Annotated in this window: 23 protein-coding genes and 1 pseudogene; 18 read left to right on the plus strand and 6 right to left on the minus strand. The window is 64.9% G+C overall.

Annotated elements, in window-relative coordinates; translation table 11 throughout:
- Positions 1–81 precede the first annotated feature (81 nt).
- The 5 genes from ilvD to VB618_RS13765 all read left to right on the plus strand — a co-directional run bounded on the left by ilvD (position 82) and on the right by VB618_RS13765 (position 7,424).
- Positions 82–1,911: a dihydroxy-acid dehydratase gene (gene ilvD, locus VB618_RS13745; RefSeq protein WP_329797261.1), complete on the plus strand. Its 1,830-nt coding sequence runs from the start codon at positions 82–84 to the stop codon at positions 1,909–1,911.
- A gap of 300 nt (positions 1,912–2,211) precedes the next feature.
- On the plus strand, positions 2,212–5,022 hold the full coding sequence (locus tag VB618_RS13750; RefSeq protein ID WP_329797263.1) for an autotransporter family protein: 2,811 nt from the start codon (positions 2,212–2,214) through the stop codon (positions 5,020–5,022).
- A 127-nt stretch (positions 5,023–5,149) separates the two neighbouring features.
- Complete coding sequence (locus VB618_RS13755; RefSeq protein WP_329797265.1) at positions 5,150–5,449, plus strand: hypothetical protein; 300 nt, start codon at positions 5,150–5,152, stop codon at positions 5,447–5,449.
- Between the two features lie 138 nt (positions 5,450–5,587).
- Entirely contained in the window at positions 5,588–5,905 is a 318-nt protein-coding gene (gene sugE / locus VB618_RS13760; protein WP_329797267.1) for a quaternary ammonium compound efflux SMR transporter SugE, read from the plus strand.
- A gap of 25 nt (positions 5,906–5,930) precedes the next feature.
- A complete protein-coding gene (locus VB618_RS13765; RefSeq protein ID WP_329797269.1) occupies positions 5,931–7,424 on the plus strand; it encodes a sensor domain-containing diguanylate cyclase in 1,494 nt (497 codons plus the stop codon).
- Between the two features lie 29 nt (positions 7,425–7,453).
- Here VB618_RS13765 and VB618_RS13770 read toward each other — a convergent pair whose 3' ends face one another.
- The 3 genes from VB618_RS13770 to VB618_RS13780 form a co-directional block, all read right to left on the minus strand.
- Complete coding sequence (locus VB618_RS13770) at positions 7,454–8,824, minus strand: glutamate--cysteine ligase (RefSeq protein ID WP_329797270.1); 1,371 nt, start codon at positions 8,822–8,824, stop codon at positions 7,454–7,456.
- A gap of 182 nt (positions 8,825–9,006) precedes the next feature.
- Positions 9,007–10,146, minus strand: a complete 1,140-nt coding sequence (locus VB618_RS13775) for a carboxylate-amine ligase (RefSeq protein ID WP_329797271.1) — start codon at positions 10,144–10,146, stop codon at positions 9,007–9,009.
- A gap of 171 nt (positions 10,147–10,317) precedes the next feature.
- Positions 10,318–11,064, minus strand: a complete 747-nt coding sequence (locus VB618_RS13780) for a 16S rRNA (uracil(1498)-N(3))-methyltransferase (protein ID WP_329797272.1) — start codon at positions 11,062–11,064, stop codon at positions 10,318–10,320.
- Positions 11,065–11,270: 206 nt separating this feature from the next.
- On the opposite strand from VB618_RS13780, the gene VB618_RS13785 reads away from it, so the two are divergent.
- The 7 genes from VB618_RS13785 to lpxK all read left to right on the plus strand — a co-directional run bounded on the left by VB618_RS13785 (position 11,271) and on the right by lpxK (position 16,938).
- Positions 11,271–11,747 carry a hypothetical protein gene (locus VB618_RS13785; protein WP_329797274.1) on the plus strand — a complete coding sequence of 159 codons (477 nt, stop codon included), beginning with the start codon at positions 11,271–11,273 and terminating at the stop codon, positions 11,745–11,747.
- An 18-nt stretch (positions 11,748–11,765) separates the two neighbouring features.
- Positions 11,766–12,695 (plus strand): 4-hydroxybenzoate octaprenyltransferase, encoded by a 930-nt coding sequence (gene ubiA / locus VB618_RS13790; protein WP_329797276.1) that lies wholly within the window; start codon positions 11,766–11,768, stop codon positions 12,693–12,695.
- Between the two features lie 104 nt (positions 12,696–12,799).
- Entirely contained in the window at positions 12,800–13,606 is an 807-nt protein-coding gene (locus VB618_RS13795) for an inositol monophosphatase family protein (protein ID WP_329797278.1), read from the plus strand.
- Positions 13,607–13,666: 60 nt separating this feature from the next.
- Positions 13,667–13,900, plus strand: a complete 234-nt coding sequence (locus tag VB618_RS13800; protein WP_190844795.1) for a DUF4170 domain-containing protein — start codon at positions 13,667–13,669, stop codon at positions 13,898–13,900.
- A 10-nt stretch (positions 13,901–13,910) separates the two neighbouring features.
- Positions 13,911–14,645, plus strand: coding sequence for a lysophospholipid acyltransferase family protein (locus tag VB618_RS13805; RefSeq protein WP_329797281.1), 735 nt, complete (start codon positions 13,911–13,913; stop codon positions 14,643–14,645).
- Positions 14,642–15,931, plus strand: a complete 1,290-nt coding sequence (locus tag VB618_RS13810) for a 3-deoxy-D-manno-octulosonic acid transferase (protein WP_329797282.1) — start codon at positions 14,642–14,644, stop codon at positions 15,929–15,931. The genes VB618_RS13805 and VB618_RS13810 overlap by 4 nt, the downstream gene beginning before the upstream one ends.
- On the plus strand, positions 15,931–16,938 hold the full coding sequence (gene lpxK, locus VB618_RS13815; RefSeq protein ID WP_329797283.1) for a tetraacyldisaccharide 4'-kinase: 1,008 nt from the start codon (positions 15,931–15,933) through the stop codon (positions 16,936–16,938). The genes VB618_RS13810 and lpxK overlap by 1 nt, the downstream gene beginning before the upstream one ends.
- Before the next feature lie 9 nt (positions 16,939–16,947).
- Here the strand turns inward: lpxK and VB618_RS13820 are convergent, their stop codons facing one another.
- Positions 16,948–17,169 (minus strand): DUF2093 domain-containing protein, encoded by a 222-nt coding sequence (locus VB618_RS13820; protein WP_329797284.1) that lies wholly within the window; start codon positions 17,167–17,169, stop codon positions 16,948–16,950.
- A gap of 72 nt (positions 17,170–17,241) precedes the next feature.
- The gene (gene xseA, locus VB618_RS13825; RefSeq protein ID WP_329797285.1) at positions 17,242–18,816 is read right to left on the minus strand and encodes an exodeoxyribonuclease VII large subunit; all 1,575 of its coding nucleotides are present in this window, start codon (positions 18,814–18,816) and stop codon (positions 17,242–17,244) included.
- 184 nt (positions 18,817–19,000) lie between these two features.
- On the opposite strand from xseA, the gene purD reads away from it, so the two are divergent.
- The 4 genes from purD to VB618_RS13845 all read left to right on the plus strand — a co-directional run bounded on the left by purD (position 19,001) and on the right by VB618_RS13845 (position 22,968).
- Entirely contained in the window at positions 19,001–20,278 is a 1,278-nt protein-coding gene (gene purD, locus VB618_RS13830) for a phosphoribosylamine--glycine ligase (protein ID WP_329797286.1), read from the plus strand.
- Positions 20,279–20,425: 147 nt separating this feature from the next.
- Positions 20,426–21,334, plus strand: a complete 909-nt coding sequence (locus VB618_RS13835; RefSeq protein ID WP_329797287.1) for an alpha/beta hydrolase — start codon at positions 20,426–20,428, stop codon at positions 21,332–21,334.
- 91 nt (positions 21,335–21,425) lie between these two features.
- Positions 21,426–21,860 carry a YsnF/AvaK domain-containing protein gene (locus VB618_RS13840; RefSeq protein WP_329797288.1) on the plus strand — a complete coding sequence of 145 codons (435 nt, stop codon included), beginning with the start codon at positions 21,426–21,428 and terminating at the stop codon, positions 21,858–21,860.
- Positions 21,861–22,029: 169 nt separating this feature from the next.
- Entirely contained in the window at positions 22,030–22,968 is a 939-nt protein-coding gene (locus VB618_RS13845; protein WP_329797289.1) for a YsnF/AvaK domain-containing protein, read from the plus strand.
- A gap of 62 nt (positions 22,969–23,030) precedes the next feature.
- Here the strand turns inward: VB618_RS13845 and VB618_RS13850 are convergent, their stop codons facing one another.
- Positions 23,031–23,507, minus strand: coding sequence for a nucleoside deaminase (locus VB618_RS13850; protein WP_329797290.1), 477 nt, complete (start codon positions 23,505–23,507; stop codon positions 23,031–23,033).
- Positions 23,508–23,565: 58 nt separating this feature from the next.
- On the opposite strand from VB618_RS13850, the gene VB618_RS13855 reads away from it, so the two are divergent.
- Positions 23,566–25,749 (plus strand): pseudouridine synthase, encoded by a 2,184-nt coding sequence (locus VB618_RS13855; RefSeq protein ID WP_329797291.1) that lies wholly within the window; start codon positions 23,566–23,568, stop codon positions 25,747–25,749.
- Between the two features lie 162 nt (positions 25,750–25,911).
- Positions 25,912–26,472 (plus strand): annotated as a pseudogene (gene rsmD / locus VB618_RS13860) (16S rRNA (guanine(966)-N(2))-methyltransferase RsmD); the annotation flags it as partial.
- Positions 26,473–26,535: the final 63 nt, after the last annotated feature.

The raw sequence follows: 26,535 nt of genomic DNA on the forward strand, positions 1-26,535 counted from the left end.
GCGTGACCACAAGGAATGGCAATTTTCCTTGCAAGTCGCGCAATTTCCGTTGAACAAGAACCCAAAGTTCCGGGGGACATCATGCCAGCCTATCGCTCTCGCACCACCACCCATGGCCGCAACATGGCCGGCGCCCGCGGCCTGTGGCGGGCCACGGGCATGAAGGATTCCGATTTCGGCAAGCCGATCATCGCCGTCGTGAACTCCTTCACCCAGTTCGTGCCGGGCCACGTCCACCTCAAGGACCTCGGCCAGCTCGTGGCGCGCGAGATCGAAAAGGCGGGCGGCGTCGCCAAGGAGTTCAACACCATCGCGGTGGATGACGGCATCGCCATGGGCCATGACGGCATGCTCTACTCCCTGCCCTCCCGGGAGCTGATCGCCGACAGCGTCGAGTACATGGTCAATGCCCATTGTGCCGACGCGATGGTGTGCATCTCCAACTGCGACAAGATCACCCCGGGCATGCTGATGGCCGCCATGCGCCTCAACATCCCGGTGGTCTTCGTCTCCGGCGGCCCGATGGAGGCTGGCAAGGTCGTGCTCAACGGCGTGACCAAGAAGCTCGACCTCGTGGACGCCATGGTGGCCGCCGCCGACGATAAGATCGCCGACGAGGACATCAAGGCCATCGAGCGCGCCGCCTGCCCCACCTGCGGCTCGTGCTCCGGCATGTTCACGGCCAATTCCATGAACTGCCTCACCGAGGCGCTGGGCCTGTCGCTCCCCGGCAATGGCTCGACGCTGGCAACCCACGCCGACCGTAAGCGCCTGTTCGTGGAAGCCGGCCACGTGATCGTCGATCTCGCCCGCCGCTATTACGAGCAGGATGACGAGAGCGTGCTCCCGCGCTCGATCGCCACCTTCGCGGCCTTCGAGAACGCCATGACGCTCGACATCGCCATGGGCGGATCGAGCAACACGGTATTGCACTTGCTGGCTGCTGCTCACGAGGCGGAAGTCGATTTCACCATGGCGGATATCGACCGCCTGTCGCGCCAGGTGCCGGTGCTGTGCAAGGTCGCGCCCGCCATCGCGAACGTGCACATGGAAGACGTGCACCGCGCAGGCGGCATCATGGGTATCCTGGGCGAACTCGACCGCGCGGGACTCCTCCACACTTCGGTGCCGACCGTCCACGCCGAGACCATGAAGACGGCCCTCGACCGCTGGGACGTGCGGCGCACCAACTCCCATGCGGTGCACGACTTCTTCCGTGCAGCACCGGGTGGCGTGCCGACACAGACGGCGTTCAGCCAGGAAAGCCGCTACGACAGCGTCGATACGGACCGCGCCTCCGGCGTCATCCGCGATGCGGAGCACGCCTTCTCGAAGGACGGCGGCCTTGCGGTCCTCTCCGGCAATCTCGCGCTCGATGGCTGCATCGTGAAGACCGCGGGCGTCGACGAGAGCATTCTCGTGTTCTCGGGTCCGGCCGTCGTTTTCGAAAGCCAGGACGACGCGGTGAGCGGCATCCTCAACGGCAAGGTGAAAGCCGGTGACGTAGTCGTCATCCGCTACGAGGGACCGCGCGGCGGCCCCGGCATGCAGGAGATGCTCTATCCCACGAGCTACCTGAAATCGAAGGGCCTCGGCAAAGCCTGTGCCCTCATCACCGACGGCCGCTTCTCGGGCGGCACCTCGGGCCTTTCCATCGGCCACGCCTCACCGGAAGCAGCCGAAGGCGGCACCATCGGCCTCGTGCAGGACGGCGACCGGATCGAGATCGACATCCCGAACCGCAGTATTCATCTGGCAGTTGACGATGCCGAACTCCAGCGCCGCCGTGTCGAGCAGCAGGCCAAGGGCTGGCAGCCGGCTCAACCGCGCAAGCGCAAGGTGTCGGCGGCCCTCAAGGCCTATGCCATGCTCGCCACCAGCGCGGCCACGGGCGCCGTGCGGCAGATCTGATCGGGGAGCGCCTGGTGAGGCCGGGCCCCTCCAAGGTCAAATGTGCGAAAACGCACATGGTGTCGCGCATTTTCATCTTTTCCTCTGTCGGGACCATTTTCCTCTCTGAATGAGCAGTACTCCGGTCGTCCGTCCTTCCTAGCTGACGCAGTTATAAAATAACGTCAGTGAGGAAGCGACATGTCGAATCGAGGCGACGCAGGGTCGATTTTTTCAGTTCGCCGGCAGCGGCCAGGCGCCTGCTCGGCCCACCTAACAATCTCCTTTCTTAACTGGTCGTCCGCAACGAGCATGGTGGCCTTGAGCCTTGCCGCAGTGGCGGCTTTCACTGGTTCGGCGCAGGCAGCCTGCACGCCAAGTGTCTCGGGTGGTCAGACGCGCGTGGTGTGTTCGGGCACCACGACCGATCCCTACTGGGCGACAGATAACACACCATCCTCGGTCGAGGTGCAGGCCAGCACCAGAATGGAAACCAGTGAGGCCGCCATCCGCGTGGAGGGCAACAGCTCGGTGACGATTGCCAACGGGGCAACCATCACCGTAACCGGCGGCAACGCGGATCATGCCTTTAACGCGATCTATGCTGAAGATGACGGCAGCACGATCACCAATAACGGTTCGGTCTCGACGATCCAGAACTCGGTGGACGGCCTGGAAGCTACGGGCAGCAGGAACACGCTCGTCAATACAGGCAATGTCTCGACACAAGGGACTTCCTCGGAGGCGCTGATTGCCAGAGGAAACAACAACATCCTGCGCAACAGCGGCACCCTTCAGACATCGGGTTCCTCCGCCCGCGGCATGATCGCAGAAGGCCATAACAACAGCTTCGTCAATTCTGGCACGATCCGCACCACCGGCGCCGGTGGCGAGGGCATCCGCGCGGATGGCGGAGGCACGCTCAACGCGGCTGAGAACGCCACCATCTCCAACAGCGGCACCATCACGACCAGCGGCTACACGGCGGACGGTATCCGGCTGATCGGCAACAATGGCACGATCACCAACGAAGGCACAATCACCGCATCGGGGCTCGAGGGACGCGGCATCAAGATCGAGGGCAACGGCAACCGGATCGAGAACCGCGGCATCGTGCAGGGATTAGGCAACGACGGCGAGGGTCTCTACGTCATCAGCAATACGGGTCAGACCAACACGGTGATCAACCGGGACGGCGGCACCATCGAGAGCCGGGACGAGGTGGCTTTGCGCGGCCGGCACGGATCGGAAGCCATCGAGAATTTCGGCACGATCCGCACGCAAGGGGCGCAGGGCGCGGCGGTCGATCTGGCGGGTGGCAACGATTCCCTTCTGATCGGCGCGAGTTCGAGGATCGAGGGCCATGTGCGCGCAGGCGCGGGCACGGACACGTTCAAGCTCGGTGGCCAGACGGACGCGACCTTCGACGTGCGCGAGATCGGTGCCAGCGCCAAATATCGCGACTTCGAGCGGTTCGAGAAGGTCGACACCTCCACCTGGACCACGGAAAACGACAACAACGCTGCCATGCCTTGGGCCGTGCGCGAGGGCACGCTCCTCGTGACCGGCAGCATGGGCGGATCGGACATGACCGTGCATCGCGGCGCCACCCTTGGCGGCACTGGCACAGTCGGCAGCATCGATGCGCTGGCGGGCAGCATCCTCTCTCCCGGCATTGATGGGGCCACGAGCCGCGCAGGCGTCGGCGACATCCGCACGCTGAATGTACGAGGCGACGTCAATATCGCGGCGGGCACCACCTATCGCGTCGATCTCAACAATCGCTTCGAGAGCGACCGGATCGTGGCGAACGGGCGCGCTACCATCCGGGGCGGCACGGTCGAAGTTCATGCGGAGCGGGCAACCTACTCGCCGGGGCGCTGGACGATCCTGACGGCACAGCGGGGGGTGACTGGACAGTTCAGCGGCGTCGACGACCTGATCTTCTTCCAGCCGCTTCTGACCAAGGACGCCAACAACGTCTATCTCGAGCTGCTGCCGAACGTCTTCGATCCCGCGCCTCCTGAGGATCCGCGGGATCCTCAGGATCCGGGTCGTCCGCCCCGCCCGAGGCCTGTTCCTCCGCTACAGCCTGAGACCACGCCGCCGGTCACGATCCTGCATCACGAGAACCTGTTCCGCGCGGCCATCCTCTGCCGCCTGCGCTGCTCGTCCTCCGATGCCATGGGGGCGGTTCCGTCCTTCGTGGCAATCGACTCCGTGCCGGTTCAGTACACGACTGATCTTCCCGTACGGGGGACGCCAGTGGCTGCTCCGGTTGCAGACGCTCCGGCCTCGCGGGGAACCGGCTGGGGCGTGTGGGGTAAGGTCCTTGGCTCCTTCGGGCGCACCGACGCGACGCCGACTTCCGCCGCCATGGAGCGGAGAACCGGCGGCATGGTGGTCGGCGTGGACGGAGGTCTCGGCACGCCTTACCGCCTTGGCATCGCGGCAGGCTACCTCGCCACGTCCTTCGACATCGATGCGGCTGCCGCATCCGGTGACGTCGACAGCTTCCACATTGGTGCCTACGGGTCTGCCGCTTTCGGGGCTTGGGCCCTGCGCGGCGGCGTGGCTTACGCCCATCACGAGATCGGCCTCACCCGCGGCGCGGTGGCCGGCCGCTTCCAGGGTGGTGAGACCGACACCTCCGCCGATTCAGTGCAGGTCTTCGGGGAGGTCGGCTACACGTTCCGGCTCTCGGATCGCGTCACCCTGGAGCCTTTTGCGGGGCTCGCCCATGTGCACGTGAGCAGCCACGATGTGGTGGAGAATGCCTCCCCGTTCCGGGCGACCGGCGAGGTGGCCTCGTTCGACACGACCTATTCCACCCTCGGCGCGCGGCTTGTCGCCACGATGCCGACAGAGGCCGGCACCGTCACCTTCAAGGGCATGCTCGGCTGGCGCCATGCTTTTGGAGATGTGGCTCCCGAGGCGCGCTTCACCGTTGATGGCTTCCCCACGCCGTTCCTCGTGGTCGGCGCTCCCATCGACCGCGACAGCCTCGTGGTCGAGGCCGGCCTTAACTGGCAGGTGAGCGAGAAGGTCGCCGTGGGCTTGATGTATGACGGTGCCATCGGCCAGCGCGACCAGGAGCATACCGTGCGCGGCAGCTTGAGCGTGCGGTTCTGAAAACCTGGGTAGGCTGCGGTGGGCGAGGCTCGCCGCAGCCAAAAGTCTCAGGGCGGCAATCCTGCCTTGACGAAACAGTATCGCCTGGAGTCCAGTCGGAGGGGCCAAATCAGCCGCAGGATTTCCGATGACCCGCTTTCTATGGACCGCCAGCCTCCTCTTGCTCACAGGTCCGGCTTTGGCTCAGGATGCGCCGGACGATAAGCCGCTCCGGCTCACAGTCCGCCCATCCGGAACCGAGCCGGCGGTCAACGAGGCCGTCGAGCGGCAGCAGAAGCTCCTCAGGCGCCTGGAGCGGAGCAACCACATGGTACGCTCGATCTGCATCAATTGCGGCGACGAGTGGAAGCACCAGATCTACGCCCCGTTCGACCCCTATGCGGCGCTAGGCCGTACCGCCCAGCCCTCCGACGACGCCGGTAACTAACTACACAGGCTGACCTTTGGCCGCGCTAGGATTCAGTTGAGAAGGTTTTCCGGACCCTCTATATCCAGGGAGGTCGAGGACGACCTCGGCTTCATGACACACGGTAGGGACGGCCCTGCCTATGACGGAGGCCCTGTCATGGCATGGACTTTGCTCGCCCTTGCCGGTTTGTTCGAGATCGGCTGGGCCATCGGCCTGAAATATACCGAGGGCTTCACCCGGCTGGTTCCTTCCGTTTTGACGGGCCTCAGCATGGTGATCAGCGTCCTGCTCCTCGGTCTTGCTCTTAAAGAGCTGCCGGTCGGAACGGGCTATGCGGTCTGGACCGGGATCGGCACAGTTGGAACTGCCTTGCTCGGCATCTATCTTTTCGGCGAACCGGCCACCGCGATGCGCCTGGTCTGCATCGGCCTGATCGTCTCCGGGATCCTCGGCCTGAAGTTAGCCTCAGGCTAGCTTGGGCCGGTATGGTGGGGGCGTCATGACCACATTCGTTCAGGAAAGGCCGAGATCCTCGGCACGAGGCCTCCGGGTCTTCGTGCTTGCGGTCTGTCTTGTGATCCTAGGCCTGGAGGGTTGGCGGTACTGGCATGATCAGGGGCACGAGTTCGAACGGATCCGGGCCGAGACCCTGAATTTAGCAAAATCTCTGACTCAGCATGCCCAGGACACTTTTGAGCTCGCGGACGCGCTCCTGGTGGATGTGGTGGACCGGGTCGAGACAGGCGGAATCCTGCCGAATGCCATTGCACGCCTGGATGTTTTCCTGGTCGAGCGGGTTCAATCGCTGCAGCGCATCAAGGCGCTGACGATCTACGGAGAGGACGGCACTCTTCTGAGCAGTTCGTTGCCCGGCCATCGTGGGCGCGTAAGCATCGACGCCCTTGCCTTGTTTCAGCATCACAGGGCGACAACCAGCAGCGACTGGTTCGTCGGGCCTTTGATTCGCGACCCGCTCGGAGGCGATTGGATCCTGACCCTCTCGCGGCGTTTCAACAAACCGGATGGAAGCTTCGGAGGCGTCGTCCAGGCAAGTATCCCGCCCCGCTATTTCGGAAACTTCTTCGGTCGCTTCGACGTCGGGTCACAAGGCACCATCACCCTCATTCACCAGAACGGAACGATCCTGTCGCGCTATCCCTATATCGAGCGTGCAATCGGATCGAATGTCCTGAACGACCCGCAATTCAGGAATGCGCGAGGCTCCGGCAATTACGATTACACTTCTCCAGTCGATGGGCTGATGCGCATCGGCGGCTACCAGCGCAACCACATCTTTCCCGTCGGCGTGATTGCCGCCGTCGGACGGGATGAGGCTCTCGCACGCTGGAACGAAGAGCTCGTTTTCCGCAGCAGCATCATCGGCCTGCTCATTCTCACCATCGGCTCGCTCGGCTGGATCCTTGCCGGGGCCCTTCGACGACGTGAGCACGCGGAGGCGGAACTCGCCATCCTGGCCACCACTGACGGCCTGACGGGTCTCGCCAACCGCCGTGCCTTCGACAGGCAGCTCGAAGTGGAATGGCTTCGAGCTGCGCGCCAGAAAACTTCCGTGTCTTTGCTCCTGATCGATGTGGATCAGTTCAAGGCCTACAACGACGTCTATGGGCACCAAGCCGGAGACGAATGCCTGCGGATCATCGCCAAGACCATTGCTGCAGCAGCCCGCCGACCCGGCGATCTGGCAGCGCGCTATGGCGGCGAAGAACTCGCTATTCTCCTGCCGGAAGCAGACGAAGCCGATGCAGCGACCATTGCGGAGAATTTGCGCGCGAAGGTTGAGGCTCTTCGCGTACGGCACGACACCAATCCTCCCAGTTGCATCCTCACGATCAGCATCGGCAGCGCCACCCGGATCCCGAGCCTCGACCGCTCCCGCATCGGCCCGGACCATCTGATCACGCTGGCGGACGCTGCCCTCTATCGCGCCAAGCAGAACGGGCGCAACTGCGTGGCCAGCGAGAAAGCTGCCTAATCAGGGCCTGCCCTGATAGCGCCCCTTGATCAGAATACACACTCGCTGAAAACCGGTCTCACCGAACCGCTCCAAGCGCCGTGATAGCGCTCCAGCAGCCGCTCGGCCTGCGTGCGGCCCGACGCGACGATCTCTTCCGCATAGGCGAGGTGACGGGTCTCGTCCTGACCGGCCTCATTGAGACAGGCGCGGCGCTGCAGACCGGCGCGCGACAGCGCCAGGGCGTCCTGGGCGACATCCTGGACGGAGCGACCGGCGATGTGCGCGTTCAGGGCCAGCTTCGGCACATCCGCGCGCAACTGCTCGCGCTGCTCGGCACTCCACGCCTTCACCAATTCCCAAGCGCCGTCGAGAGCGGCCTCGTCGTAGAGAAGACCGGTCCAGAAGGCGGACAGCGCAACGATGTGCTCGAGATTGCCCACATCCGCGCCGCGCATTTCGAGATAGCGCTTGAGGCGCACTTCCGGAAAAAGGGTCGAGACGTGGTTGGCCCAGTCCGAATGCGTGGCGCGCTCGCCGGGCAGTTGCGCAAGCTTGCCGGCAAGGAGATCGTGGAAGGATGCGCCCGCCACATCGTGATAGGTAGAGTCGCGCTTGACGAAATACATCGGCACGTCGAGCGCCCAGTCCACATAGCGCTCGTAGCCAAAGCCCTCCTCGAAGGCGAAGGCCATCATGCCTGTGCGGTTCCTGTCCGTGTCGAGCCAGATGTTCGACCGTATGGACAGATAGCCGTTGGGTTTGCCATCGGTGAAGGGCGAGTTGGCGAAGATCGCGGTGGCGATCGGCTGCAGCGCCAGCGAGACGCGCAGCTTCTTCACCATGTCGGCCTCGGAGGCGTAGTCCATGTTCACCTGCACCGTGGAGGTGCGGTACATCATGTCGAGCCCGAGGGAGCCCACCTTCGGCATGTAGTCCGTCATGATGCGGTAGCGTGCCTTCGGCATCACCGGCGTTTGGCTCCGGGTCCAAAGGGGACTCATGCCGAGAGTGAGAAAGCCGATACCGAGCTTTTCGCCGATAGCCTTCACGTCGTCGAGATGCTGCGCCGTCTCGCGGACCGTGTCGTGGAGGTTGGCAAGCGGAGCGCCGGACAGCTCGAACTGCCCGCCGGGCTCCAGGGAGATCGCCCCCCCGCCCTCTTCATCCGCGAGGCCGATGGGGTGGTCGTCCTCCATGATCGGCGCCCAGCCGGTGCGCTCCTGCATGCCTTCCAGCAGCGCACGGATGCCCCGGCCGCCGTCATAGGGAACGGGCGAGAGATCGGCTCTGTAGAAGGGGATCTTTTCGTGCTCGGTGCCGAGCCGCCAGTCCTCGCGTGGCTTCTCGCCGGAGGCGATCCATTCCACGAGTTCCGAACGCGCACCAATGGGGGTCGTATCGGATACGTCCCGCGCCATGCATCACCTCATCAAAAAGCGCGTTCAAGGCGCGCCGACTCAGGGTCGGGACTCAATAAGGTGCTTAACGCCAAGGTGCAATGCGGGACCCATGCACAAAAGCATGATGGCTTAGGGAGAGGAGCATCGGATCGATCCCAAAAGTGGAGGCCACTTTTAGGCCCGATGCTCTGACGCCCTCGTCAATGCCGGAACGCCGGCTCCCCCATTGTCTCCGCACTGAGCCAATCGACCACCCCGGCGAGCGCATCCCGGTTCGACAGGCCGCGGCCGACCGCTTCGGTGTAGAGGGTCAACTGCCGGTCGGCACTGGTGCCGCGGGCGACGATCCAGCGGGCGAGATCGAGCTCGCGCTGGCAGCCGAGCTCCCTGGCATCCTCGGCCACAAGATCCAGGGTCTCCTCGAGAATCTCACGGACCGGCTTGGCCGTGCGGGTCTTCTCGTCGACAAAGCTGCCGTGGATGCCGTAGCGCTGGGCCCGCCATCCATTCTCGTCGTTGATGGCGCGGGAGGCGCCGGTCTGGCCGGCATTGAGGGTCTTATCAAAACTGAGACGGCGCACGAGGCAACGATAGAGGGCCGCAATCGCGATGGTGTCGTCGACCCTCGTGCAGCTGTCGGCCACGCGCAGCTCCAGGGTCGGATGCTTCAGCGACGGCCGGATCACCCACCAGACATAGCTGGAATTCTCGATGGCGCGGGCAGCCACCAGCGTGTCGATGTAGCGCTGATAGTCCTGCGCGCTCTCGAACAGATCGGGCAAGCCCGTGCGCGGCAGCTCGCGATAGGCCGCCAGCCGGTAGCCGAGAAGGCCCGTCCGCTGCGCCTGCCAGAAGGGCGAGGAGGTGGAGAGCGCCAGAAACAGCGGCAGGTAGGGCTGGATCCGGTTCATGATGTCCACGCGCATGTCGAGGTCCGGCACCTCCACGTGGACATGCATGCCGCACAGCACGTTGCGGCTCCCGAGCATCTGCAGGTCGTGCATGACCTTGCCATAGCGCGGCTGCGCCGTGGGCCGCACACGCGACCAGACGGCCAGCGGATGGGTGCCGGAAGCCATGATGGACAGGTTGAAGTCACGGGCCACGGCCCCAACCGAGGACCTCAGGCCGGCCAGTTGAGCACGGGCGTCGGCCAGTTCCAGGGAAGGCTTGGTGGCGATCTCGATCTGCGGCTCCAGCATCTCGGGCTGGATATCGCCCGAAACCTGGTCCCGGCAGGCAGCAAAGAACTCCCTGATCTTGCCTCTGGCGACATCCCGTCTGGGCGCATCGTTGACGAAGTACTCTTCCTCGATGCCGAACTTGAAATCCCAGCTCATTTCCTCGTGTCCTTCTTTATTCTTTAGAAATGACCCTCGCCCATGCAGATCGGCCTGCGGCGATCGCTCAAACTCCGGCTCAATGGGGCCGGAATGGGGCGAGGCGGCATGAAACTGCTAAGCTTTTGAGACTAGAGGCAGATTGGCTTGAGCCGTCGTCGGACGGTGAGATCAGTTCCAATCGCCGAGCACGGACTGGACGATTGCCAGTGCGGCCACAGCGGCTGTGTCGGCACGCAGGATTCGGGGTCCCAACGATACGCAAACACATCTTTCGCGGGCAGCGACAAGCGCTCTCTCCTGATCGGTAAAGCCCCCTTCGGGTCCCACAATAACAACGAGACCAGCTTGAATGTTCCCAAGCTTGGCCAGGGCCTCGACCGGGTTGGAGACAGGCGCGCCCTCGTCGCAGAAGATCACCAGCCGCTCCGCCTCCAAGCCCTTGAGAAAACGCTCTAAAGTATGCTCCTCGCGCACCTCCGGGATCGCCAGGATCCCGCATTGCTCGGCGGCTTCGATGGCGTTGCTGCGCATCCGGTCCAGATTGACCCGGGAAGCCTGGGTCCGCTGCGTCAGGACAGGCTGGAGAACGCCCGCCCCCATCTCCACAGCCTTCTGGACCATGTAGTCGAGCCGGGCGTGCTTGAGGGGCGCGAAGGCATAGATGATGTCGGGCGCCGGACTCTGGTCACGGGTCCGCTCCACGCAGACGAGATCGGCGGCCTTGCGGCCTTCCACCGAGACCTCGGCGCGCCACTCCCCGTCCCGGCCGTTGAAGATCAGGACGGAATCCTTAGCTTTCAGGCGCAGGACATTCAGCAGGTAGTTGGCCTGACCCCGATCGAGAGCGATCCTGGCGCCGCCCTGAAAGGGTGCGTCGACGAAGAGGCGGGGAGCGTTGAAATCGTATTCAGCCATGACAACCTTGAACTGAGCAGCCCTTGCTGTATCAATTTCCTCCATCCCCAGGGAGAGGGGCGGCCGCTTTGGTCACGGGAAATTCAGGTGCGGAATGGCACAGCTTGAGGCCAAGGCGACCATTCGCCTCTTGGCCACATGGCCCTTCACCTGATAACAGAACGCAGGCATGCGAGACGTCGCAGGCTTTTTAAGGGAATTTTGGCATGGCGCATATCCGTTCGCATCTTCTGGCTGCGTTTGCCGTCGCGGGCTTTTTCATGAGCGCTCCTGCCTTCGCGCAGTCGAACGCCTGCCAGGAAGGGCAGAAGATCCTGCAGGAGCGGCAGAATCTCGTGCAGCAGATCAACAAGCTGACCGAGGGCGGCAAGAAGAAGCAGATCGATCCGCGCTCCGCCTGCACGGTCTTCTCCAAGCTCGTGACGAACGGCAGTGCCGGTCAGAAGTGGATGACCGACAACAAGGACTGGTGCCAGATCCCCGATCAGGTGGTCGAGGGCTTCACCAAGGACCACCAGCGCTCCCAGGAAATCAAAGGCCAGGCTTGCGGTGCCGCCGCCAAGATGACCGAGATGGAAAAGCGCGCCAAGCAGAAGGCCCAGCAAGCCCAGCAGGGCGGCATGGCCGGCAAGATGGGCGGCGGCCTGACCGGCACCCTGTCGGTCCCGAAGGGCGCCCTCTAAGCCTAGCACTCAACCATCATGGAGCGCCCGGCAGCGCCTTCCCTGCCCGATGCCGTCAGAGGCCATTGGGCCGAGCGGTGGGCACCGCCGTCGCTCAAGCCATACCTTCGCCTCGCCCGGATCGAGCGCCCCATCGGCTGGTGGCTGCTGCTCCTGCCCTGCTGGTGGTCGGCGGCGCTGGCGGCGCTTCACGCGGGTCAGGCCTGGCCCAATCCGCTCCACTGCCTGTTGTTCCTGATCGGGGCTGTGGCCATGCGCGGGGCAGGCTGCACCTACAACGACATCGTCGACCGGGATCTCGACACCAAGGTCGAGCGGACCCGCCAGCGTCCCCTCCCCTCGGGACAGGTCACGCTCAAGGGCGCCCTGGCCTTCCTTGCCCTCCAGGGTCTCGTCGGTCTGATCGTCCTGCTCCAGTTCAACGGCTTCGCCATCGCCACCGGCTTTGCCTCGCTCGGAATCGTCGCCCTCTACCCGTTCATGAAGCGCTTCTTCTGGATGCCGCAGATCGTGCTCGGCCTCGCCTTCGCCTGGGGAGCCCTGATGGGCTGGGCTGCCGCTTTCGGCTCCTTGGGCTGGGCGGCCATTCTTCTTTATCTCGGCAGCATCTCTTGGGTGGTGGGCTACGACACCATTTATGCCCTGCAGGATATCGAGGATGACGAGGTCGTCGGGATCAAGTCCTCCGCCCGCTTCTTCGGCGAGCAGGTGAAGCAGGGCGTCGGCATCTGCTATGCGCTCACCGTGGTTTTCATCAGCGCCGCGTTCATGCAGGCCGGAGCGGGGCTCGTCTCGTTCGCAGGCTTGGCCCTGTTCGCCCTTCACCTGGGGTGGCAGGTCGCGCGTATCGACCGGAACGATGGCGCCGGAGCGTTGCGGCTTTTCCGGTCGAACCGTGATGCGGGCCTGATCCTGTTCACGGCTATGATTCTGGACTGCCTGATCTAGCTCTCAAGACCGTTTTAAGACATCGCACCTATTGGTCCGGGAAAGCCCAGGGATGGGGCAGCGAGATATGGTATCTCCTGCCTGTAACTCCCATCTCAGGTCTGATGCTGTCCTCTTCATCCCTTTCCTTGTCGTCTCTCGCTCCGGCCGTGCGCGATGCTGCCCGCCGTGCGGGAGAGCTAGCTGTGCCCTATTTCCGCGCCGGTGCGCAGACCGCTGCCAAGCTGTGGTACAAGGGCGGAAGTTCCCCGGTGACCGAGGCGGACATCGCCCTCGATACCTTTCTGAAGAACCAGCTCTCCGAACTGCTCCCCGAAGCCGGCTGGCTTTCCGAGGAAACGGCCGACGACCCGGCACGGCTCGCGCGAAGCTATGTGTGGATCGTCGATCCCATCGACGGCACTCGGGCCTTCGCCTCGGGCCATCCAGACTGGGCGATTTCCATCGCTCTGGTGCGGGACGGCAAGCCCGTTCTGGGGATCCTGCATGCCCCGATCCATGACCGTCTGTATGAGGCAAGGCTAGGCGAAGGCGCGTGGAGCAACGGCGTGAGGCTGCGGTTACCCGAGGTGGAGTCTCTTTCGGGCGCGGCACGGGTGGCAGGCCCCAAGCCCCTTGTCGACCAGCTTGAGCGTCATATCAACCCTATTGAGCGCCTGCCCAAGGTTCCGTCGCTGGCACTCAGGCTCGCTCGGGTGGCGGACGGCTCCATCGATGTGGGCCTCGTCTCGGCTCATGCACAGGACTGGGATATTGCCGCCGCCGATCTCATCCTGCAGGAGGCCGGAGGCCGCCTGACGGGGCTTGACGGTTCGATCCCGGTCTATAACAAGCCCGACCCTTCTCATGATGAGATGATTGCCGTTGCGTCACGGTTGCATCCTCGTGCTATTGGAGCCATGAGAGCCTGAAGCATCGCTGGCTCCTCAAGCCCTCATCGTTACAACCCTCGTCAGAAGAGCCCTATCACCATGACCGACACGCCTGGCAAGCAGCTCCTGCATCTGGTTTTCGGCGGCGAGCTCACCAGCCTCGAATCCACCGAATTTAAGGACTTATCCAAGCTCGAGATCGTCGGGGTCTTCCCGAACTACGCCTCGGCCCATGCGGCTTGGAAAGCCAAGGCGCAGGCGACCGTGGACAATGCGCAGATGCGCTACTTCATCGTCCATCTTCATCGCCTGCTGGACCCGCAGCAGGGCTGACCCGGACACGATGGGTCTCGTCAAGCGCATCACCCGCTCCTGTGCGGTGCAGGAGACCCTCGGGTTTCTTGTAGCGGCTTATCTCAAGCTCGTGCAGCGCACGAACCGCTTCGTCATGGAGCCGGCGGATGCGTATGAGCGGATCGAGATGCCTGTGATCGCCGCCATGTGGCACGGGCAGCACTTCATGATCCACTTCGCAAAGCGGCCCCAGGATCGTGCGGCGAGCCTCGTCTCGCGCTCGGGCGACGGCGAGTTCAACGCCATCGCCCTGCGCCACCTCGGGGTCCGGGCGATTCGCGGCTCGGGAGCGCGCGGTCGCGACATTCGCAAGAAGGGCGGCGCCCAGGCCCTGCGCGCCATGCTGCGGGCCCTGAGCGAAGGCGAGATGGTGGTGATGACCGCCGACATCCCAAAGATTTCCCGCGTGTGCGGCCAAGGCATCGTCACCCTCGCGCAGCTGTCCGAGCGGCCAATCGTGCCTGTCGCCGTCGTCACGAGCCGCCGCATCGACTTCAACAGCTGGGACCGGGCCAGCATCGGCCTGCCCTTCGGCCGGGGCGCCATCGTGCTCGGCGAGCCCGTCTCGGTGCCAAGAGATGCGGACGAGCATGCTCTTGAGCGACTGAGGCAAAGTGTCGAGCGGGAGCTGGACCGGGTGCACGAGCGTGCTTATGCGCTGGTCGGGTCCAGGGATCCGGGAGCCAAGACCAGCCCCATGCTTGCGGAAGGCTCCCGGGCATGAAGCTGCCTTTCACCTTCAGGACCTACCGGACTGTCGTGTCCATCCTGGAACCCGCCGTCCTGGGCCTCCTCTATTGGCGCCAACGCAAGGGACGTGAGGACAAGACCCGGCTCGGCGAGCGTCAGGGACATCCGAGCAGGCAGCGGCCCAAGGGCCACCTGATCTGGGTCCATGGCGCCAGCATCGGCGAGACCCTGTCCCTCCTGCCGGTCGTGGAGCGCATGACGCAACGCGGCCTTGCGGTCCTGGTGACCTCGGGAACCAAGACCTCGGCCGCCCTGATCGCTCGGCGGCTGCCGCCCGGTGCCGTGCATCAGTTTGTGCCGCTCGACGTGCCACGTTATATAAGGCGTTTCCTGGATCACTGGCAGCCTGACTTGGCCCTCATCGCTGAATCGGAAATATGGCCCAATACGATCATGGCGCTCTCTGAGCGGGACATCCCGCTCGTCATGGTCAACGGCCGCATGTCGGATCGGTCGTACCAGCGCTGGCAGAAGATGCCGGGCATCATCCGCGGCCTGCTCGAGCGCTTCGCCCTCTGCCTGACTCAAACCTCCGAGGATGCGGAGCGGCTGGCGCGGCTCGGCGCCCCGCGTGTGGTCGTGACCGGCAACATCAAGTTCGACGCAGCCCCGCCGCCGGCGGATCCGCGCGTGGTGGCGCAGCTCTCAGGGTTGATTGCAGGACGGCCGGTATGGCTTGCCGCCAGCACCCATCAGGGTGAGGAAAGCGCCATCATCGCCGTTCATCGCGCCCTGGCGAAACGTCACCCCCACCTCCTGACCATCATTGCTCCCCGCCACCCGCACCGGGGACCTGAGGTTGCTGCCCTTTCTGGCCAGGCTGGTTTGCGAGCGGGGCGCCGCTCGCAAGGGATGCATCCCGACCGGGCGACAGATGTCTATGTGATCGACACGGTAGGCGAGATGGGGCTGTTTTACCGGCTCTCCCCCATCGTCCTCATGGGTGGAACCCTTGTGCCGATTGGCGGGCACAATCCCATCGAACCTGCCAAGCTGGGAGCCGCCATCCTGCACGGGCCGCATGTTCATTCGGCCGTCGAGATCTACGAGGCGCTAGACCGATCCCGCGGTGCCCTGATGGTCAAGGACAGCAACAGCCTTGCGCGGGCGGTGAGCGAAATGCTCGGCAATGCCGCCCTCACCCGGGACATGGCCCGTGCCGCCGGAGACGCGGTGCAGGCGCTGGGCGGCGCTGTAGACCGCACGATGCAGTCCGTCGAGCCGTTCATCGTGCAGGCCAAGCTCGGAGCCCGCCGCTGATGCGCGCTCCGCGCTTTTGGTGGTACCCCTCTCCTTCGCTGCAGGCGAACCTGCTGCGCCCAGTCGGCCTGGTCTATGGTTCCGTTGCGGCAAGTCGAATGAAACGACGCGGCGAGCAGGTGGAACTGCCCGTCATCTGCATCGGCAACTTCACAGCCGGTGGAGCCGGCAAGACGCCGACTGCCATTGCGGTTGCCGCCCTCCTGGATGCAGCAGGCGAGAGTCCGGCCTTTCTGTCCCGGGGCTATGGCGGCCGTCTCGCAGGTCCCGTGAGAGTCCAGCCGCAGCACGGGGCTGCCGATATCGGCGACGAGCCCGTTCTTCTGTCCCGCACCGCCCGGACCATCGTATCCCGCTCCCGCCCCGTCGGAGCGCGGCTCGCCTACGAGATCGGCGCCACAGTCGTCATCATGGACGATGGGCTTCAGAATCCATCACTGATCAAGGATTGCGCCATCGCCGTGGTCGACGGAACCACCGGCATCGGCAACGGCCTACCCTTGCCGGCCGGGCCTTTGCGGGCATCCATGGAGGCTCAATGGCCTCTGGTTGACGCTGTGCTGGTGATCGGGGATGGCGAACCGGGACGGCGGATCGCCGTGGAGGCGGACGAACACGGCAAACGTATATTCACGGCGGCGCTCGAACCGGCGCCGGAAGCGGCCGAAGCGCTCAAGGGCCGGAGGGTCATGGCCTTTGCCGGCATCGGGCGGCCGGAGAAATTCTTCGACACCCTGCACGCCTGCGGCGCCATCGTGGACGTGACCCATGCCTTTCCCGACCACCACCCCTTCAAGACGGAGGAAATGGCAGCCTTGCGGCAGGAGGCCAAAACGCTTGGGCTCCTGCCGGTTACGACGGAAAAGGATCTTGTGCGGATCGCCGACGCTGCAGAATCTTGGCCAGAGCTGATGGCACTGCCGGTGCGGCTCCGGATCGACAACGAGACAGGCCTTCGCAACCTGCTCATGCGGCGCATCAACGAGCGGCGCCTGCGCGTCATCTGAAGCGGTCGCCTATTTGCCGGGTGCGCCTTGCCCCGTGATGCGCATCATCACCGCCTCGGGCGAGGCATAGGCCTCCTGACGCTCGACGCTCCAGTACTTCAGATCGTCCAGCGGGATCTCGGCTCCCGTCACCGCGCAGCGCACATAGGCTCCGGGCTTCACCACCCGGAGATTGCTGTCGAGATATTGCACGACGGCCTCGCCGCCACTGCGTTCGAACTTGTTCAACATGAAAGACATCGATGAAATGCGTTGCGCTTATCCTTCACATAAGGACTGCGCCGGTGGATTACCAATTTTAACTCAGAACAGGGCGCCCTGCTCCTCCGCCACGACGAGCCTCGGCTTTGCGGGTTTTGGCCGCGATCCGATCCGCCCGCCGGTGGCGTCGGCCTTGCCATCTGCAAACTCGAGCACCAGCGCCTGGCCGTCATGCACGGCCTCAGCCGAGTTCATGGGCCGACCCTCCGCATCGCGGACAAGAGCAAAGCCGCGCTTGAGAACGGATTTGTAGCTCAGGCTGTCGAAGAGCTTGGACACCGCCTCCAGACGGTCGGCCTTGCGGGTGACCTGCCCCTCCATCGCCGGCGCAAGCCGTTCAGCGAGGCTCTTCATGACACCATTTATCTGAGTAATCCGCGTCCGCTCGGCGCGCAGCAGGGCCTCGCGAGAGACCACGAGGCGCCGCCCGATCTGCTTGAGGCTCTCCTCGCGGAGCAGGATGGAGCGGCAGACCGCATTGTGGGGGCGTGGCCCTACGGCATCGAGGCGGGCGCGCATGCGGGCCACGTTCGCCACAGGCGAGACATGGGCGAGCTGGCGCGCCACCTTGAGCAGGCGCTCCTCGTGGCCTCGAGCATTGCGGGAGAGCGCCGGATAGAGCTTGGTGGCGGCCAGATCCAGCCGCTGGCGCTTGGGCGAGAACAGGGCCTCGGCGCTCGGCATGGCCCGGGTCGTGGCCCGCAGGTCCGAGCGCCGCCGTTCGACAAGCCGCAGCGCCGCCTCAACGTGACGGCGGGAGAGGTCGTTGACAGCGGCCATGAGCTCGACGCGCACCGGCACCACCATTTCGGCAGCACCCGTGGGCGTCGGCGCGCGGACGTCGGCAGCATGGTCGATCAGCGTGGTATCGGTTTCGTGACCTACCGCCGAGACGAGCGGGATGTCGCTCTCGGCCGCGGCACGGACCACGATTTCTTCGTTGAAACCCCACAGGTCCTCGATGGAGCCGCCACCGCGGGCGACGATGAGCACATCCGGGCGCGGGATCCTCCCGCCCGGTTCGAGCGCGTTGAAGCCGCGAATGGCGGCAGCGACCTCCGCCGCGCAGGTCTCGCCCTGCACGCGCACGGGCCACACCAGCACGCGGCGCGGGAAGCGGTCCTCCAGCCGGTGGAGGATGTCGCGGATCACGGCCCCCGTCGGCGAAGTGACGACGCCGACCACCTGCGGCAGGAACGGCAGACGCCGCTTGCGCTCGGGGGCGAAGAGCCCCTCCGCATTGAGCTTCCGGCGACGCTCCTCGAGGAGTGCCATGAGCGCACCGATGCCGGCGGGCTCCAGGCTCTCGACGACGATCTGGTACTTGGACGAGCCCGGGAACGTGGTGATGCGCCCGGTGGCGATGACCTCCATCCCCTCCTCGGGCCGGATCCTGAGCTTGGAGAATGCGCCCTTCCAGATCACCGCATCGATGCGGGCATTCTGGTCCTTGATGCAGAAATAGGCATGCCCCGAGGAATGCGGCCCGCGATAGCCCGACACCTCGCCGCGCAGGCGCACATGACCGAACGCGTCCTCCAGGGTGCGCTTGAGGGCGCCCGCGAGGTCGGAGACCGACCATTCCTGGGCATTCGAGGGAGCTTTCTCGGCGAACATGAGGTGAACCTAATCCTCCCCCTGGGGGTCTGCCAAGGGCGCGGGTGCAACAGGCGGCGACAACGGCACGCTATCCCCTGTGCATTTCGCCGCGCCCTTGGAAAGAGCCCTGATCGCTCAGTTTCCGGGTAGGCGAAAACGCAGGGAACCGCTAAGAGCGCAGGCATCACGAGGAGGCAGGCCCATGAACATTCTTCTCATCGGTTCCGGCGGGCGGGAGCATGCTCTGGCCCGCAGCCTCTCGGCGAGCGCTCTCTGCGATAAGCTCCTCATTGCCCCCGGCAATCCCGGCACGGCGCAGCACGGCACCAACGTGGTGCTCGACGTAACCAATCATCAGGCGGTGATCGAGTTCTGCCGGGTGATGAAGGTCGATTTCGTGGTCGTCGGGCCGGAGGCGCCCCTGGTGGCCGGTCTCGTGGACGATCTGACGGCCGCCGGCATCAAAGCTTTCGGGCCGAGCAAGGCCGCCGCCCAGCTCGAAGGCTCGAAGGCCTTTACCAAGGATCTCTGCGCCGAGTTCGGCATTCCGACCGCCGCCTACCGGCGCTTCACGGATGCGGAGACGGCGAAAACCTATGTGCGCAGCTACGGCGTGCCGATCGTCGTGAAGGCGGATGGCTTGGCCGCCGGCAAGGGTGTGGTGGTCGCCACCTCCTTCGAAGAGGCGGAGGGCGCCATCGACATGATGATCGGCGGCGGCCTCGGTGCTGCCGGAGCCGAGGTGGTGATCGAAGCCTTTCTCGACGGCGAGGAGGCGAGCTTCTTTGCGCTCTGCGGCGGCACCCGCGCAATTCCGTTCGGCACAGCCCAGGACCACAAGCGCGTGTTCGACGGCGACAAGGGCCCGAACACCGGCGGCATGGGCGCCTATTCCCCCGCCGCCGTGCTGACGCCGGACCTGCAGGCACGCGTCATGCGCGAGATCATCGAGCCGACCCTTGCGGGCATGAAGGCTCGCGGCACGCCCTATACGGGCATTCTCTATGCCGGGCTCATGCTCACCGAGGACGGGCCGCAGCTCATCGAATATAATGCCCGCCTCGGCGATCCGGAAACTCAGGTGCTGCTGCCGCGCCTGAGATCCGACCTCGTGACCGCCCTACTCGCCGCATGCGACGGCATGCTGAACAGCATCTCCCTGCAATGGTCGGACGCGGCGGCACTCACAATCGTGATGGCTGCTAACGGCTATCCGGGTGCGGTCGAGAAAGGCTCTCAGATCAAAGGCATCGACCGGGCCGAGAGCCTCAACGACGTGATCGTCTTCCATGCCGGCACGAAGCAGGACGGCGACCGGATTGTCGCCAATGGCGGGCGGGTGCTCAACGTGACCGCCCTCGGCGCCAACATCACCGAGGCTCAGCGAAAGGCCTATGAGGCGGTGGACCGGATCGATTGGCCCGAGGGCTTCTGCCGCCGGGACATCGGCTGGCGGGCGGTGGAACGTGAGCAGGGTTGAAAGCGCGATTACTCCTATTGACTGATGACGTTAGGTAAGCTTTCTCTCCTCCGGGTTGCGCCTCATTTTCCAGAGCCAGCCATCAACTTTGAGGATCGGCGCTCTAGCTTAACGTGGAGGCCATTCCATAACGCTGAGCGGCTGCCCATGAGCGATGATCTCTTTCCCGGTTTCGAGAGCCACTGGATCGACACCGAGGTCGGGCGCATCTTCGCGCGCAGCAAGGGCCGCGGAAAGCCGCTGGTGCTGCTGCACGGTTTTCCGCAGACGCATGCCATGTGGCACCATCTGGCACCGGCGCTCGCCGAGACCCACACGGTCGTCTGCATGGATCTGCGTGGTTATGGCTGGTCCACGGTGCCAAAAGGGGATGCAAAGCACGAGACCTATTGCAAGCGCGCCATGGGCCGGGATGTCATCGAGGTCATGGAAGCCTTGGGCCATGTGCATTTTGCCGTCGCCGGGCATGATCGCGGCGCGCGTGTCGGCTACCGGCTCGCTCTGGATCATCCGGGCCGGGTCGAGCGCCTTGCGCTCCTCGATATCCTGCCGACCTACCATGTGTGGGAGCAGATGCGGGCGGGCGCGATACCGGAAGCGCATTGGGGCTATCTTTCCCAACCCTACCCGATGCCGGAGGAGGAGATCGGACGCGATCCGATCCCCTATTTCGAAGGGTTGATGCGGCAATGGTCTGCGGCCGGCGACCTCAGCGCCTTCGATCACCGAGCGCTCGAAGCCTATTGGCAGAGCTGCAACGAACCCACCCGCATTCATGCCTTCTGCGAGGATTACCGGGCCGGCGCCACGCAGGACATCGAGGCCGATGAGGCCGACCTTGCTGCCGGCAAGACGATCTCCTGTCCGACCTATGTCATCTGGAGCGACTTCTATCTCGTCAGCGGCCCGATGGGCCACGCGCAGAAGCCGCTCGACATCTGGCGCCGGAGCTTCGCGCCCAAGGCGAACGGCATCGGCGTCACGTCAGGACACTTCGTGGCGGAGGAGAACCCGGGCACGACTCTGGAAGCGTTGCAGACTTTCCTGCTCAGCTGAAGCCTGACAATCTGCGCCGGTCCTCGCATCCTTGGCGAGAGGAACCTGTCTTGCAAGCGGTACGTTCACCGCTGAAGACGGGACCCCTTTCATGACCAAGCACATTCCTGACCAGCCGAACTCACAGGCCTCATCTTCCGACACGGAGGTCATTCCGTTGACGGAAGAGGAGCTGCGCCTCGACAAGCGAATGGTCACGACGGGCAAGGTTCGTGTCCAGACAAGCGTCGATGTGGAGACGGAGCTGGTCAAGGCCACGCTCGATGGCGAGACCGTCGAAGTAACGCGGGTTCCCGTTGATCGGATCATCGATCACGCTCCCGAAATCCGCACCGAGAACGACGTGACGATCATTCCTATCCTGGAGGAAGTTCTTGTCGTCGAGAAGCGTCTTGTCCTGAAAGAGGAACTGCACGTTCACAAGCGCAGAACCCGTGAAGACGTCGAGACTCCGGTGGAGCTTCGCAAGCAGCGCGCCGTGATTGAGCGCATGCCAGTCGATGATGATACGAAATCCAATTCGTGAATTTACACTGCTAACGCCGCGTTATTGGGAACGAAGTCGGCGAGCAGCAATTGGTAGGTCAATGCAGCTGATGCCGCGATGTGTTCCTGTGATGCGGCACAGGCATCCTGAAGCACATGAACTGCTTAGCAACCGTGCCGCTTTTGACGGCCCATGGAGATTTTGCGCAATGGCCAAGACTGTAACCTGCCTCTTCGGCAGCGACTCTCAAGCTTCTTCCATCGTCAGTGAGCTGGAGCAATCGGGCATCTCCCAGGGCAAGATCTGCCTGTTCACCGCTTCCGGCGACAACCGCACCTGGGACGGCACCAGCAGCTTCGACGAGAGCTCCAGCGGATCGCATCATGATCGCGTCGAGAATTACCTGACCACGAACGGCGTGCCGCACGATGACGCCCGCGCCTATGCGGAAGGTGTGCGTCGCGGCCACGCTCTCATCGCCGTGCGCTGCGCTGACGACGAGGTCGACCGTGTGGTCGACATCCTCGACGATGATGATGTACTCGATCTCGACGAGCGCCAGGATGCCTGGCGGTCGGAAGGCTGGAGCCACCAAGGTTCAGGCGTTGCGGATCTGGGCGGCACGGCAACGACATCGGCAGGCATGTTGGGCAGCGGCATGACAGAGGGCAGCGCCATGCGCGACCGTGAAAGCCTTCGGGACGATGGCCTGTACGCTCAAGGTCGCAGTTCCGATCGAGACGAGGTGATCCCGGTGGCCGAGGAAGAGCTGCATGTGGGCAAGCGCGAGGTCAGCCACGGCCGCGTGCGTATCCGCTCCCACGTGACTGAGCGTCCCGTCGAGGAGCAGGTTTCTCTGAGGGAAGAGCACGTGTCCGTCGAACGCCGCCCGGTCGAGGGCACCATGCGCACCGGCTCGGTGAACGATGGCGATCTCTTCCGCGAGCGCTCCATCGAGATGGAGGAGCGTGCCGAGGAAGCCGTCGTCTCGAAGGAAGCCCGCGTGGTCGAGGAAGTGGTGGTGCGCAAGGACGCCGATCAGCGCACGCAGACTGTCTCCGACACGGTGCGCAAGACCGAGGTGGAGGTTGACGACGACCGCAGCGCCGGCATCTCGCGCACTGGCACCACGGACAAGAACCGCTAACCCGGGTTCACGACCTCAAGCAGAGCCCGGAGCGACTCGCTCCGGGCTTTTTCATGCGGCTCCTACCGCCTCCCCTCGAAAAACTCCCGCAGCAATGCAGCCGCCTCGCTCTCCCTGATGCCGCTATAGACCTCCGGAGCGTGATGGCAGGTCGGCTGGTCGAAGAAGCGCACGCCGTTGTCCACCGCGCCTCCCTTCGGGTCATGGGCGGCGTAATAGACCCGCCGGAGGCGGGCGAAGGAGATCGCTCCAGCACACATGGTGCAGGGCTCGAGCGTCACGTAGAGATCGCAGCCGGAAAGACGCTCGTCGTTGAGGGCCTCGCAGGCCCGGCGGATGGCGAGCATCTCGGCATGGGCGGAGGGATCGCGCAGCTCCCGCGGGCGGTTGCCGGCAGAAGCCACGATGCGCCCATCCCTGACGATCACAGCCCCCACGGGCACCTCGCCACGCGCGGCAGCCGCACGGGCCTCGTCGAAGGCCAAGCTCATAGGATCGGCCTGTCCTGGATCAAGCGGCTTGTGATCGGCGTTGTCCATCACTCTCTTGGTTCCCTTGGCCCTCGCTTCTCTTGGGCACCTCTGCTATCAGGCTCCCATGACCGACAGCAACGACGATAATCGCAAGGGCCGTCCGCCGGGACGCTCCGACCGTGGCCGCCCCTCATCTAGCGACCGCCCCCGCAAGCCCCGCGAAGGCGGCGAGCGCCCCTTCCGCGCCCGTGGCGACGATGACCGCCCGCGCAAGCCCCGTGACGCCGGAGACAAACCTTTCCGCAGCCGCGATGGGGACAAGCCTTTCCGCCCGCGGGCCGAGGGAGGCGACCGGCCTTTCCGCAGCCGTGACAGTGACGACCGTCCGCGTCGTTCCGAGGGCGGCGACAAGAAGCCTTTCCGACCGCGCACGGAGAGCGGCGACAAGCCGTTCCGCGCCCGCGCCGAAGGCGGCGACAAGCCCTTCCGTCCGCGCCGCGAGGATGGTGATCGCCCCTTCCGGGGCCGTGGCGGCGACGAGCGTCCGCGCCGCTTCGACCCCTCGAGCGAGGATCGCCCGCGCCGCGCCCGCGAGGAGCAGCCTGCCGTACAGGCCGAACCGCAGGAGCCGGTCGAGGACCGTATCGCCAAGGTGATCGCCCGGGCGGGCATCGCCTCCCGCCGTGACGTGGAAGTTATGATCGCGGAAGGCCGCGTCACTCTCAACGGCAAGGTGCTGGAGAGCCCAGCCATCAACGTGACCGCCGCCGACACGATCACCGTGGACGGCGAGCCTCTGCCCGCCAAGGAGCGCACGCGCCTGTGGCTCTTCCACAAGCCGCGCGGCCTCGTGACCACGGCCAAGGATCCCGAGGGGCGCCCCACCGTGTTCGACAACCTGCCCGAGGATCTGCCCCGCGTGGTGGCGGTGGGCCGGCTCGACATCAACACGGAAGGCCTGCTGCTGCTCACCAATGACGGCGGGCTTGCCCGTATCATTGCTCATCCGGACACCGGTTGGCTGCGCCGTTACAAGGTGCGCGCCCACGGCGAGATCAACCAGGCCGATCTCGACGGGCTTCGCAACGGCATTACCATCGACGGCATCGACTACGGGCCCATCGAGGCACGCCTCGACCGCATCCAGGGCGACAACGCCTGGATCACCATGGGTCTGCGCGAGGGCAAAAACCGCGAGATCAAGCGCATTCTGGAGCATATGGGCGTGCAGGTGAACCGCCTGATCCGCATGTCCTTCGGCCCGTTCCAGCTCGGTGACCTCGAGGTCGGCCTGGTGGAAGAGGTCCGCACAAGGGTGCTGAAGGATCAGCTCGGCGAAGCGCTGGCTATTGAAGCCGGAGTCGATTTCGAAAGCCCCGTGCGCGAGCCCATCGCGCCCTTCGGCTCGTCGAAAAAGGAGCATCAGGAGCGTGACGAGCGCCCTGCCCGCCCCGCACGCGGCCGCGATGAGGAGCGCCCGCGCCGCCGTCGCGACGATGACGAACGGCCATTCCGCGCCCGTGACGGCGAACGTCGCGGCCGCGACGAGGAAGAACCCCAGAAGCGCCCCTCGCGCCTCGACCCGAAGCGCAGCGTATGGCGCGCCGGGGAGACCGACGAGAACGCACCGAGCAGGAAGATGCCCCGCCGCGGCGCCGATCCGCGCGAGGCCCGTGCTGCGACCGGGGAGCGTCAGCGCGAACGTATGGGCGCGATCACCTCCAAGGAAGGCCGCAAGGTCCGGGTGGAGCGCCTTGTGCGCCAGCCGCAGGAAGAAGAGGCGCCCGCTCCGCGCCGGGGCCGTGGTGCCGCAGGTGGCGAGGATCGTCCGCGTCGCCGTGACGATCGCGATGCGGCTCCGCCCCGTCGTGACCGTGCCGATGGGGCTCGTCCCCCACGTCGCGATGACGAGCGCCCACGGCGGCCAACCGGTGACAGGCCGTTTCGCGCCCGCACCGAAGGGGGCGAGGATCGTCCCCGCAGGCCGCAGGGGGATCGCCCGTTCCGCTCGCGCGAAGGTGGGACGGATCGCCCTGGCAGGCCCCAAGGGGATCGGCCTTTCCGCTCCCGTGAGGGCGGCGATGACCGCCCCCGCCGCACCGAGGGAGACCGTCCGTTCCGCGCTCGTGGCGACGATGACCGTCCCCGTCGTGGCCCTCCGCGCGGTGATGGACCATCTCGCGGCGGACCAAGAGGCGGTGCCGGCGGCGGCTTCAAGAGCGGCCCCAGGGGCGGCGCATCGAAGGGTGGCCCCTCGAAGGGCGGCTTCAAAGGCGGTTCCAAGGGCGGCCCGCGCGGTCGCCGATAGGAAACTGCAAAGAAACACCAACCTCATCCTGAGGAGCCTGCGCAGCAGGCGTCTCGAAGGAGGATCCAGTGCCCTATGGACCCTCCTTCGAGACGGACCAAAAGGTCCTCCTCAGGATGAGGCTCTTTTTGAGTTTTGTGAGACTCTCTTCATGAGGTTCATGCCATGAGAATCGTGGGCGGGCGCTGGCGCGGCCGCTCGCTCAAGGGGCCGAGCTCGGATGCGATCCGCCCGACCTCGGACCGCCTGCGCGAGACGCTCTTTAATATCCTCCAGCATTCCTACGACGACCCTCTCGAGGGCGCGCGCGTGCTCGACCTCTTCGCCGGCACCGGCGCCTTGGGGCTGGAAGCACTCTCGCGCGGCGCTGCCTTCGCGCTCTTCGTCGATGACGGTGCCCAGGCCCGCGGCATCATCCGCGAGAACGTGGAAGCCCTCGGCGCCGGCGGCGCCACCCGCCTGTTCCGCCGCGACGCGACCCGCATGGGCGAGGCTGCGCCGAATGCTCCCTTCTCAATTGTGTTCTGCGACCCGCCCTATGGCAAGGATCTTGCACCCAAGGCGTTCCGCTCCTGTGCCGAAGGCGGCTGGCTGGTGCCGGACGCGCTCGTGATCGTCGAGGAAGCGCAAGGCGTCGAGGTCTCGCTGCCCGAGCGCTTCGAGGAGATCGAGCGGCGAGATTATGGGGAGACGAAAGTGGTGTTCGGGCGGTTCAGAGGTTGAAATGCCGCACCCTGGCCATCCCTTCAGGGCGGACGGTTGTCCTAGATACGATTCTGCATAACA

Origin of the sequence: Microvirga sp. CF3062, from assembly GCF_036314045.1 — a bacterium.
Classification (GTDB): Bacteria; Pseudomonadota; Alphaproteobacteria; order Rhizobiales; family Beijerinckiaceae; genus Microvirga.